This window comes from Paenibacillus chartarius, from assembly GCF_042432825.1.
GTDB lineage: Bacteria > Bacillota > Bacilli > Paenibacillales > NBRC-103111 > Gordoniibacillus > Gordoniibacillus chartarius.
This window is the reverse complement of the sequence record NZ_JBHLWN010000125.1, coordinates 1-11,922: the sequence shown is the minus strand read 5'-3', so window position 1 is coordinate 11,922 and position 11,922 is coordinate 1. Positions and strand designations below refer to the sequence as shown.

At 57.8% G+C, this 11,922-nt stretch carries 6 protein-coding genes and 1 pseudogene; 5 read left to right on the top strand and 2 right to left on the bottom strand.

Going from position 1 to position 11,922, the window contains the following annotated elements:
- Positions 1-110: 110 nt before the first annotated feature.
- Positions 111-2,441, bottom strand: a complete 2,331-nt coding sequence (yicI, locus tag ACFFK0_RS30450; protein ID WP_377475187.1) for an alpha-xylosidase — start codon at positions 2,439-2,441, stop codon at positions 111-113.
- Between the two features lie 132 nt (positions 2,442-2,573).
- Here yicI and ACFFK0_RS30445 point away from each other — a divergent pair, with 132 nt between their 5' ends.
- From ACFFK0_RS30445 to ACFFK0_RS30430, 4 genes are all read left to right on the top strand, one after another.
- The gene (locus tag ACFFK0_RS30445; RefSeq protein ID WP_377475185.1) at positions 2,574-3,455 is read left to right on the top strand and encodes an AraC family transcriptional regulator; all 882 of its coding nucleotides are present in this window, start codon (positions 2,574-2,576) and stop codon (positions 3,453-3,455) included.
- A 152-nt stretch (positions 3,456-3,607) separates the two neighbouring features.
- On the top strand, positions 3,608-4,573 hold the full coding sequence (locus ACFFK0_RS30440; protein ID WP_377475183.1) for an AAA family ATPase: 966 nt from the start codon (positions 3,608-3,610) through the stop codon (positions 4,571-4,573).
- A 26-nt stretch (positions 4,574-4,599) separates the two neighbouring features.
- Complete coding sequence (locus tag ACFFK0_RS30435; RefSeq protein ID WP_377475180.1) at positions 4,600-5,709, top strand: DUF58 domain-containing protein; 1,110 nt, start codon at positions 4,600-4,602, stop codon at positions 5,707-5,709.
- The gene (locus tag ACFFK0_RS30430; RefSeq protein WP_377475178.1) at positions 5,693-7,018 is read left to right on the top strand and encodes a DUF4129 domain-containing protein; all 1,326 of its coding nucleotides are present in this window, start codon (positions 5,693-5,695) and stop codon (positions 7,016-7,018) included. Before ACFFK0_RS30435 ends, ACFFK0_RS30430 begins: the two co-directional genes overlap by 17 nt.
- A 326-nt stretch (positions 7,019-7,344) precedes the next feature.
- On the opposite strand, the pseudogene ACFFK0_RS30425 reads toward ACFFK0_RS30430, so the two are convergent.
- A pseudogene (locus tag ACFFK0_RS30425) lies at positions 7,345-7,664 on the bottom strand (IS110 family transposase); the annotation flags it as partial.
- Between the two features lie 466 nt (positions 7,665-8,130).
- Here ACFFK0_RS30425 and ACFFK0_RS30420 point away from each other — a divergent pair.
- Positions 8,131-11,904: an Ig-like domain-containing protein gene (locus ACFFK0_RS30420; RefSeq protein ID WP_377475176.1), complete on the top strand. Its 3,774-nt coding sequence runs from the start codon at positions 8,131-8,133 to the stop codon at positions 11,902-11,904.
- Positions 11,905-11,922: the final 18 nt, after the last annotated feature.

The following is an 11,922-nucleotide window of genomic DNA, read 5'->3' as shown; positions in this document are numbered from 1 at the left end:
TGAGGTGGACCCCAAGCGGCCGCACATCCTTCCTTAAGTTTGTTGTCATACGCAGTTTCACGGGATAAAGACGAGCAAGGACTGCCGTCGGCAATCCTTGCTCGGTATGCTTAAAGTTCAAGGGTCATGTTGGAGGCGCCTTGGGCGAAGCTGGCGCTGATCCCGTGCTTCCCGAGCTCCCACGTTCCGCCGTTGACGGAAGCGGCATGCCGGATACCCCGCAGCACGATCGAGAACGGCTTGCCGCCTTCAGGGGCTTCGCTGCGATCGATGCTGATGCGGCTGCCGGACCGCTCGATGCGGACCGTCAGCTCCGGCTTGCCGCCGACGCTGCATACGGTCGTCTCGGCGCTTGCCCCGTCCTCCAGCTCGAACAGATGCAGGGTTACGCCGTCAGCGTAATCGTAATCGGGCTTCTGCTCGTTCGTGCCGACCGCCAGCAGGCTGTTAGGCCGGACGAGCAGCGGCAGCGTCATGTAGCCGTGCTCCTCCTCGTACCATCGCCCGCCCTCGCGTACGTCTCCGGTGAAGAAGTCGGTCCATCGTCCTTGCGGCACATAATAGGAGGCGAGCCCGCGGTCGTTGAAGATCGGAGCGACGAGCAAATTGTCGCCCAGCATATACTGGGTGTCGAGTCCGCGGCAGTTCCGGTCGGCGGGGAATTCAAGCACCATCGCGCGCATCACCGGCAGCCCCGTCGTTGTCGCTTCCACCGCTTTCGAGAATAAATACGGCATGAGGCGGCACTTCAGCTTTGTAAAATGGCGCAGCACGTCAACCGCTTCTTCGTCGAACAGCCAAGGGACCCGGTACGTCTCGTTGCCGTGCAGGCGGCTGTGGGACGAGAGCAGGCCGAACGCGACCCAGCGCTTGTAAATGTCAGGCGGCGCTTTCCGTTCGAAGCCGCTGATGTCGTGGCTCCAGAAGCCGAAGCCGGACAGTCCGAGCGACAGCCCCCCGCGCAGCGTCTCCGCCATCGAATCGTAGTTGGCCGAGCAGTCGCCGCCCCAATGAACCGGGAACTGCTGGCCTCCGGCCGTTGCCGAGCGGGCGAACAGCATCGCTTCGTTCTTGCCCAGCTTCTCTTCGAGCACCTCGAACACGGCCTTGTTGTACAGGAACGTATAGTAGTTGTGCATCTTCATCGGGTCCGAGCCGTCGAAGTAGACGACATTCGTCGGAATTCTTTCGCCGAAGTCGGTTTTGAAGCAGTCGACGCCCATGTCCACTAGACGCCGCAAATAATCCTTGTACCATTCGACGGCTTCGGGGTTCGTGAAATCGACGAGGCCCATGCCGGCCTGCCATAGATCCCATTGCCATACGTCGCCTTCCGGCGTTTTGACCAAATACCCCCGCTCCATTCCTTCCCGGAACAGAGGCGACTTCTGGGCAATGTACGAATTGATCCAAACGCAAATTTTGAGTCCGCGGTCTTTCAGGCGCTTGAGCATTCCGGCCGGGTCCGGGAACATCTTCGGATCCCACTGGAAGTCGGTCCATTGATATTCCTTCATCCAGAAGCAGTCAAAATGGAACACATGAAGCGGAATATCGCGCTCGGCCATGCCGTCGATAAAGCTGTTCACCGTCGCTTCGTCGTAATCGGTCGTGAACGAAGTCGTCAGCCAAAGGCCGAACGACCAAGCCGGCGGCAGGGCGGGCTTGCCCGTGAGCGCGGTATAGTTGCCGAGCACGTCCTTCAGGCTGCGGCCGCCGATAATGAAGTATTCCAAGCTTTCGCCGGGAACGCTGAACTGAACCTTGGAGACGACCTCCGAGCCGACTTCGAACGAAACATGCTCCGGATGATTGACGAACACCCCGTACCCGGCGCTCGACAAATAGAAAGGAACGTTCTTGTAGGCCTGCTCGCTGCTTGTGCCGCCGTCTTCGTTCCAGATGTCGACGACCTGTCCGTTCTTGACGAAGGGCGTGAACCGCTCGCCGAGGCCGTATATCGTTTCGCCGACCCCGAGATCAAGCTGTTCGCGGACATATACGGCTTTGTCCGCCGTCGTAATATGAGCGGCGCCGCGATGGCTCGTCCCGGTCAGCCGCCGGCCTTCATAGGCGAATTCCGCTCCCCATGTGCCGCGCTTGCTGAGCTTGACGCTCAAGCTGCCGCTGGTCAGCGTAACGTGGTCGGGCGTTTGCTCTGTGGAAGCGATTCCATCTTGAAGCTGGTGAAGCTCGAAAGCGGGACCCCTTTGCCGCATTCCTGCATGCCGCGTCCATCTGACGCGGATGACGTCGGGCATCGGTGAGCTGAATTCGCCTGTCAGCATTGCGCCGTTCAGCGTATCGCCCTTGTGCCGAACTTGACGGGTCGCCGCATAGACCGTAACGGTGCCGCCGCTCGTGTTCACTTCACGAACGTCGATCGGGTTCTGAATCGTATACCCTTCCTTAGGCATCCAATAGCCATGAGAAAACTTCAACTCGAATCTACCTCCAGGTGCATAATTTATTTATAATAATATTGATATTAAGTTCACGATTCATTCGAGATTTTGCCAAATTATATCAAGATATTGACATGTTTCAGTGCGGGAAGGAGTGCAGCCGGCAGCATGAACACGCCTCAGCTTAAGGAAGACCGGATTCACGGCTCGCCGCAGTTCCCGGTCAGTGTATACGAAATCACGTGTGAGCCCGGCCAGCAGCTGCTCGAGCTGCATTGGCACGACGAGCTGGAGTTTCTTATGATTACCGAAGGAAGAGCGGTGATGAGAGTGAACCTCAGCGAGTACGAGCTGGGAGCGGGGGAAGCCGTATTCGTGAACGGCGGGGAGCTTCATTCCGGGACCGTTGCAGACGCCAGCCGCTGTTCGTTCCGCGCCGTCGTATTCCATGCGGATTTGCTCTCCCATGGTCCGATCGATCCGGTACAGGAGCGCTATGTGCGCCCGCTTCTTCGCCGGCAGCACGTTGTGCCCGTCCGGCTGACGGGGGACAGCGAAGAGGAGCGATCGATCCTGCAATTGCTGGATCAGGTGTTCGAGATTAATCATAATGCGGCGCCTGTGTACGAAATGATGACGAGAGGACTGCTGCAGCTCATGGTGGCCAAGCTCATTGCGATGGGAGAGCGGCGCCGGCAGCAATCCGTGAGCCCGGCCGAGGAGCTGAAGCTGGAGCGCCTCAAGCTCGTTATCGAGTACATTCAGGAGCATTACAGCCGGCCGATCCGGCTGAGCGAGCTCGCCGCACTCGTCCGGGTCAATGCGTCGTATTTGTGCCGTTTTTTTAAGGAAATGACGACGTTCAGTCCGCTCGATTATTTGAACCAGGTTCGGGTACAGAAAGCGGCCGGTTTGCTCAAGGAAGGCAGATCGACGGTGATGAGCGTTGCGCTGGAAGTCGGCTTTCACAGCCAAAGCTATTTTATTACGGTGTTTAAGCGTTACTTCGGCGTGACTCCATCGGAATATCGCAAGCGCGAGGGGAGGTAAGGGCGGAAGGGGGATAACGAGAAATATTTCGCCTGGCCCCCGCTCGAATGGGCGGGCAGCGAGGGAGTCTTTTTCTTTGTCAGCTCAGTTGGAATCGTTTACAATAATAACGAAGCGGAACTTGAGGCGGAAGGCAGAAGGAGGAGCGGAGGATGGCGTTGGGACGACAGGATGTGTATCGGATGCTGCAGGCCATGCGCCAGCAGACCGGAAAAGTTGTAGTCGGGAAGGAAGAGACGGTGGATCTGCTCTTAACCGCGCTGCTGGCGAGCGGTCACGTGCTGCTGGAGGACGTGCCGGGCACGGGCAAGACGATGCTGGCGAAGACGCTGGCGCGAACGCTTGGCGGGGTGTTCAAACGAATCCAATTCACGCCGGACCTGCTGCCATCGGATATCGTTGGAATTAACTTTTATAACCCGGGGATAGGCGGGTTTGAATTTCGGCCGGGACCGGTGTTCGCGAACGTGCTGCTGGCCGACGAAATCAATCGGGCTACGCCGCGGACGCAATCGAGCTTGCTGGAATGCATGGAGGAGCGGCAGGTGACGATCGACGGGGAGACACATGTGCTCGAAGCACCATTCCTCGTCGTTGCGACGCAAAATCCGGTCGATCACCAGGGCACGTTCCCGCTGCCGGAAGCGCAGATGGACCGCTTCTTGATGCGAATCGGACTCGGCTATCCAAGCTTTCAAGAAGGAATCGACATCCTGAAGCGGTTCCGCGACGCGAATCCGCTGGATGAGCTGGAGCCGGCTGCAACGGCGGAGGCCATTGCGGCGGCGCAGCGGCTCGCCATGTCGACGGCCGTTCATGACGATCTGCTGGCTTACATCGTGCAGATTGCAGAAGCGACCCGGCGTCACCCGGATGTGGCTTTGGGCGTAAGCCCTCGAGGCAGCCAGGCGCTGCTGCGGGCGGCTCAGGCATACGCCGTAATCAGCGGCAGGGATTACGTTACCCCGGATGACGTGAAGCGGGTAGCTGTGGCGACACTGGCCCATCGGATCGTGCTGCACCAGGGCATGCGGCTTAATGCCAAACGCGGCGAGGAAATCGTACTTCGCGTGCTGGAGGGAATCGAGGTACCCGCCGAGCAAATAGGGCGCAGTTAGAAGGCGTTGGGAGGCGGTCGGTTCATATGGAGCTTCATATGCTGTTCCTGATTACGCTGGGCACAATAGCTGTTCTTGCTTTACTATACCGGCGTCAGGCGCTGCGGGACGTCACTTATGAGCGGGAATTCTCGACCGGATCCGCCTATGAAGGGGATTCGATCGAGATGATCGAACGTATCGGCAACCGGAAGCTGCTTCCGCTGCCGTGGCTTCGGCTCGAATCGCTGTTGTCCGGGCGGCTGGTGTTCGAACGTCAGGCGAGCCTCGATATTCGCAGCGGCGACATATTGCAGAATCATATCAGCTTATTTAGCCTGCGGCCTTATAAGCTGATTACCCGACGCCATCGGGTGCGCTGCGCGGCAAGGGGCTGGTACCGTCTCGAATCGGCGACGATGACGGCGGGCGATCCGTTCGGGCTGATGAACGTGTCGAAACGCTGCCCGCTCTCCCTGCAGCTGCTCGTATACCCGAAGCCCCTGCCGATGAGCGAGCTGCCGCTGCCGAGCCATAGCTGGCTCGGGGACATCACAGTGCGCAGATGGATGATGGAGGACCCGTTCTTGACGACGGGCACTCGGGAGTATCGCCCTGGCGACAGTTTCCGATCGGTGAATTGGAAGGCGACTGCCCGCACCGGAGAGCTTCAGGTGCACAAACGCGACTATACGGCGGATCATCGGCTTTGGATCGTGTTAAATGTAGAAGTAAGCGAGTCGATGTGGAAGCAGGTTACCGATCCTCCCCGGATCGAACGGGCGATACGGTATGCCGCTTCGGTCGCCCACTACGCGCTAGGCGTCGGTGTGAACACCGGTTTTCTAAGCAATGGCTGGGTAGCGGACTGTACGCTCAAGTGGCCGGTCCGGGAAGAGCCGGGCGGCGGAACGGAGCAATTAAAGACGCTGCTGGATTCTATGGCGAAGCTGGAGCTCGAATCGGTTATGAGCTTCCCGGAACTGCTGCGCTGCGAGCTGGACGCCGGGACGCAAGGCGCCGATTTCCTGCTGATTACATGTCACACGGACGGCGGTATGGACCTTGTGATCGATGAATTGCGGCGGCGCGGCAACGGAGTTGAGATCATGTACGTACCGGGCGGGGAGGGGACGCGCGATGCAGCATCCTCATGAGCAAGCGGAAGCTGGCGTTCTTCACGGAGCGCTTAAAGGCTGGCGTGACGCCATAATTGAGCAGCTGCTATTCGTCCCGGTATGGCTGGCGGCGGGATTGTACATGCTGCCTGACGAACGTTGGCGGGCCCTGTGGCTCTTCACCTTACCACTGCTGGCGCTGTGCGGTACGGGGATCGCTTACGGGACAAAGCGCCGGTGGTTACGCCTAGTAGCAGCGCTTCCGCCGGCAGCGGCCCATGCGGCAGTGTTCGGCGGCGGGAAGCCTGCTTGGATGGTTGCGCTGCTCGCACTTGCGGCCTGTGTAGCGGTGCTGCGGGGAGCTGCTGTCACGGGGGCGGCGGCTAGAGCTGCCGTCGTGCAACGATACACCATAGGAATCGCTTGCTATGGCATCGGATCGATTGTCGCAAGCCGCCTCCCTGAATGGATCCCCTATGTGCCTCTGCTCACCGCGATGGGCGTCTTCAGCTTGGCGGTTTTGCTGTTCACACTGAATCGGCGCATGCTGCAGCGGGAGATCTTTTCGTCCGAACGCGGAGCCGTAACCGCTTCTACACGCAGGCACAATCGGTTGTTCGTTACGGTTACGCTGGCTGCTGCGCTGGCTGTAACCATCTTGGCTGCGGGCGCGATGGGGAATTGGGTATGGAGCATGGTACGCAGCGTACTTCAGTGGCTATTTTCAAGTCATAGCGAACCGCCTCCCCCGCTTCCGGACGAGCCGAAGCCGCCAGCCGCTGCGCCGACGCTGCCCGCCGGTGAACGCGGCTGGCTGAGCGATGTGCTGGATGTTTTGCTGTACGGCATCGGCGCCATTTTGCTCATAGCTGCTGTTTGGTTTGCGCTTCGCGAGACGTACCGCCGCAGACAAGCGATTATCCGTGCCATGCTCCGCATAGTTGCCCGCCTGGCCTCTTACTTCGGACGCATGAACGCAATCGACCGGGATACCGGATATGTCGACGAAGAGACCGATCTTCCGCCTGCGGAACGGCTTGACAGCGGGAGCCCTGGGAAGGGGTGGCTGGGACGGTTGTTTAAGAGGCGTGCCGGACGCGAGCGCTGGGGGGATCAGGCCGACAACCGGGCCCGCATCCGCTACTTGTATCGGCAGTGGCTTCGCGCCTGGACGGAACGGGGAGGGACGATCCCGCCGAATTTAACGCCTGAGGAGCTGCGGCGCCATGCAAACGATGCGGAAACGGCGGAGCTCATCCGAGTTTACTATAAGGCGCGTTACAGCGACAGCGAGATTACCGGCGACGATCTGGAGGCTGCGGCTTCAACAAGAAGCCCCGGCGGCTAATAAGGCGTGTACACGCACTGGTGTCGACATGCTAATGGGGATGCCGCGGCAACGGCATTACAACAAGCTGCCTCCTCTTGGTACTTCATGCAAGAATTGATCTGCAAGGATGGTTTACTGCTTAACCAACTTCGAGAAGCGTAGTGTTCATTTCATAGTTTAATTTGTAATACCAATGCAACAAATTTATATCCCCCATTTCAAAACTTTTATTCTATCCTGAAAATTAACTCGCAGTAACTTTAAAAAAGACAATATAAAACTAAACCTGGCAAATCCTTGTTTTTCAAATGGACCCGGCTGCCCTATCACGATCCGATATCGGATTAATCAGTTACAGAATCGATTGCTGTCTTGTACCCTAAAGATTCCAGTTTCTTAATGGATTGCTTCATGACTGTATCGCGCTTGCGCTCTTCATAATACGTTGCGCCGAGTTCGATATACGGTTGTTTCCGAGTCAATATATGATAAACAATGGTTAGAATGCTATGCGTCACAGCAACCGCTGCTCGGCTCGCTCCACGTCGGGCAGCAATGCGATGATATTGGCTCGATAGATACGTTTTTTTGCTCTAGCGGCCCCTCTTGCCGCTTCAACTAAGGCGCTTCGCAACTTTTGGCCCTTGCGGGTTCGTCCTGACTCGTGCAACAACCATCCGGGTTAATCGTGTTTCCGAAGAGGAGCAACAATCTGTGGTGCACCTGGTCGCTGGGGTTTGTCTAATTCACGGGCTCGCGGCACCAAGAAGACGCGACCTCCCTTAGCCAGCCGTAAAAGTTACTTCAACGAAGATCCCTTTTTATCCTTCTGATGGTGCCGCGTCAGCCGTATGGATGTCTAAATGGAAATTTAAGGAATCACTGAAAATCCTTGAAAAGACTCGTTTTCTTCATTACAACACATAAAAGTCTCTCATCAATACATGCACAATAACAATTCCATATCCCTCACCATAACTCGGGTTAGCCATTGTGAAAAACGGTTTGTATGCCAGAAGAAAACGGGTTTGCCGTTGTTGAGATCTACTTATAGAAATGGATAAGCAAACCGCCTATCGTATTTGTATGCGCTGCCATAGCGCAAAACTAATAGGAAAGGTGGTTTTTTAATGCTTCGAAGACTTTGCTTGGTCCTGCTCGTTATGTTGACGTTTGGCTGGTTGTTTCCTCCCGGCTGGGGCCCGGCGAGAGCTCCTTCCGCACAGGCAGCGGAAGAGAATCTGATCCAGAACAGCTCGTTCGAGACCTACACCACAGATTCCCAACTCGGCTGGACAACGAGAAGGGCAGCCAACTGGCTGATCTGGGTGGACACGGCAAACACGCCGGTCGCCCCGACGGTCACTGTGGAAACGTATCACGCGAGTGCGGGCAGCCGTTCTGTAAAGATCAGCTCGCCTGCACCGAACAGAAGCAGGTTAACGGTGTATCAAGGGAATATTCCGGTTGTTCCCGGCCAGGAATACCGGTTATCCGGCGCATTCAAAACCCAGCAGATTACAGGAGCGACCACCGCTTACGGCGTCAATATCCGGGTTGCCTACCTCAACTCGAATGGGCAGGTGCTGCGGATGGATTATTTGCTTCCTTCCACTAAACCGGTCCGGGGCACCGTAACGGACTGGCCCAGCTACGCCACGGCAACGATTGCTCCCGCGGGGGCCGTCACGGCGAGAGTCGATCTCGATTACAACCAGGTTTATGGCTACGCCTGGTTTGACGACATTCAATTCAAACCATGGACATCCCTGAAGGGTCTCTCCTTTCAAGAGCAGGGGGCCATGATCCGTGTCGGAGATACGAAGCAGGCACCCGTTCAGCTCGCGCCCGCCAATCCGTCCAATCCCAGCTTGAGCTGGGCTTCGTCCGCTCCCGGCGTGGCGACCGTTGACGCACAAGGCGCGATTACCGGGGTTGCACCGGGCCTTGCCACGATTACAGCCACCTCGGCCGAAGGCGGTTATACGGCTTCCTACCTCGTGGCGGTAGCCCCTGCCGGGCTTGTGAAGAACAGCGGCTTTGAAACGGTGACAAGCGGATCGCAGAACGGCTTTACGAATAAGACCCCTTCCTTCTGGTCGGCTTTAACCCCTTACGGAAGCCCGGTCGTTACGGTCGATGAAGCCGTATACGGAGCAGGAGGCCGCTCGCTCGGCATCAGTGCTGCAGTTAACAGCAATGCTTCCGCCGTGCAGTATAATATGCCGGTGACCGAAGGCCATTGGTATCGCTGGAGCAGCCTGATCGCGACAGAATCGCTAACCGGCACCGGAGCCTCTCTCCGATTGAAATGGAGCGGTTCGGGAGGGACTGCGATTAGCACGGAATACTTGCCGGCGACAGCCGTGAAAGGCACGCAGCCCTGGAAGAACTACGGGGGTCTCGTTCAAGCGCCTTCGGGTGCGACCGGGGCCAGCTTATACGCGAATTATGAGAAAGGAACGGGAAAAGCCTGGTTCGACGACGTGCAGCTAACGCCATGGGTTCCCGTTACTGGGCTCATCGGGGACGTCCCTGCTTATCAAGCCCTCAATCCCGGCGAAAGCGTAACGCATGCCGTGTATGCCGCCCCCTCGAACGCGACGGATAGACGGGTGTACTGGTCGTCCTCCCAGCCGGAGGTTGCCGCCGTCGACGCATCCGGCAAGGTCAGCGCCAAAGCGGATGGCCAAGCGGTCATTACCGCTGCGTCCGCGGAAGGCGGCTGGTCGAAGTCTTACACGGTGATTGTGTCGGGGGCTTTTCCCAACGGGGGGTTCGAGACGACCGTCGCTGCCACCTCGACGGATTGGCTGAACGGGATCCAACCGGACAGCTGGACCAAATATTTCGGCACGGGGACCCATCCTCAATTATCGCTTGATTCGACGGTGAAGAAGGAAGGCGCGAAGTCGTTCAAGATCGAAGCTTCCTCCCAAGGAAAGGCGGTTCTGTACAACAATATCGTTGGTGCCGCAGCCGGCAAGAGCTATCGGGTCGGCGGCTGGCTCAAGCAGGCGAACGGCGGTACGAATGTCAGCCTGCGACTGGTCTACCAGGATAATAACAATGCGATTATTTCGAAGGACGGCAATGTCTATGAGAAGCTTCCCGCCATCGGAACGACAGGCGCGGACGGCTGGAGCTATTACGAAAAAATCGTCACGGTCCCTGCGGGCGCCACGAAAGCGCGGCTTGAGGTTGCCTTCGAGCTCGGTACCGGTACGCTGTGGGCGGACGATATCCAGGTGATTCCGTGGGTTCCGGTATCCGGCATCCAATTGGATAAAAACAAGGGATTGATCGGCGTCGGCGAGAGCGTGGCCTTGACGGCAACGGTGCTGCCCGCGAACGCCACCAATCCGGTCGTATCCTGGGAATCGAAGAATGAGGCGGTAGCCGTCGTAGAGGCGAATGGAACCGATCCCTCCAAGGCTACGGTCAGGGGGGTCGCTCCCGGCATCGCTGCAATCAGCGTAAAAGCAAAAGAAAACCCGCAAGTTTCTGCAACTTATGCCGTCGTTGTAGGGACGGATTCGGACATTACCGCTTCCGACGAAACCGTCGTTGTCAACGAGGATCAATCGATCAGCCGTCCGATACTGGCAACCGACGCAGCGGGAGACCCGCTTACCGCATCCGTGCTTTTGGCACCGTCGCATGGTACGGTCGCAGCGCGCGACAACGGAACATGGACCTATTATCCGAATGCCGAATATAACGGAGCGGATACGTTCACGCTGCTGATCGCCGACGGCCATGATCACTTTGCTTTCTCGGTCATCCAGGTCAATGTCGGGTCGCAGCAGGATGCCCCGTCCATGGATACGCTGCAAGTCAACGTAGGTACGGTTCGGGGTCAAGTCGTGTCGGGTCGCGTGACGGCCAAAGACAAGGATGGCGACCCGTTAACGTTCGCCCTCAAAGCGGACCAGGCATCCCAGCCCCAGCACGGCAGCGCTGCCGTTCAGTCGGATGGCGATTGGACGTATACGCCTGCGGCGGGTTATACGGGCTACGACGCTTTTCAGATCGAAGTATCCGACGGACAGGGCCATACGGCCAGCGCCAAGGTCGTCGTTTATGTCGGCCTGCCGGGGGCGGAAATGATCGCTTCTCTCGTCTCCAGGCATTCGGCGCCCGGGTCGGCTCACCCCCGGTTGTTTGCCACAGGCGATGACTTTACGCGAATTCGCGGGCTTATTCAGACAGACCCGATCATGCAGGAGTGGTACGCCAAAGTGAAGGTCGAGGCGGACAAGGTAGCCGCCGATGGCAAGATCTTCGAATACCGTACGTCCAGCTCGGGCGCCAACATCAATATCGTCAATCTGGCGGATGATCTGAGGCCGCGGATTGAATTGCTCGCCCTCATGTACCAATTGACAGGCGATACCAAATATTCGGTTCCCGCTATCAATCAGTTGAATGTAATGGTGGATTATAAGGACTGGCATGGCGGCGCCAAAAATTTCCTCAGCATTTCGGAGATGGGGGTCGTGGCTTCCATCGGCTATGACTGGCTGTACGATGCGTTGACGCAGCAGGAGCGCGACCGTCTCCGCGCCAAAATGATTCAGGAAGTATTGATCAACGCGAAGTACGAATACCTGCAGGGCGGAGCCAAGAACAATGCCTGGTGGACGGTGGACCCGAGCAACTGGAATCTGGTGGTCAATGGCGGCATCGTGACAACCGTCCTGACCATCGGAGACGAAGCGGATGCCAACCGCGTCCATACGGAAGCGTCCGATCCGCGCTTCCAGGTTCCGATCGCCGAGTCGGTGCTCGAGGCGGCACTGTCCTCCACGCAATACGGCCTCGGCGCCTTCGCCACCGCTGGCGATTGGCCGGAAGGGACCACTAGCGTTGCAAGAAACCTCACAGAACAGACGAAACCTTAATTATTGAAAAATTTTACA

Coding starts and splice junctions, on each gene's coding strand:
- ACFFK0_RS30430 (WP_377475178.1), top strand. CDS start 5,693: ATGCAGCATCCTCATGAGCAAGCGGAAGCTGGCGTTCTTCACGGAGCG.
- ACFFK0_RS30435 (WP_377475180.1), top strand. CDS start 4,600: ATGGAGCTTCATATGCTGTTCCTGATTACGCTGGGCACAATAGCTGTT.
- ACFFK0_RS30445 (WP_377475185.1), top strand. CDS start 2,574: ATGAACACGCCTCAGCTTAAGGAAGACCGGATTCACGGCTCGCCGCAG.
- ACFFK0_RS30420 (WP_377475176.1), top strand. CDS start 8,131: ATGCTTCGAAGACTTTGCTTGGTCCTGCTCGTTATGTTGACGTTTGGC.
- ACFFK0_RS30440 (WP_377475183.1), top strand. CDS start 3,608: ATGGCGTTGGGACGACAGGATGTGTATCGGATGCTGCAGGCCATGCGC.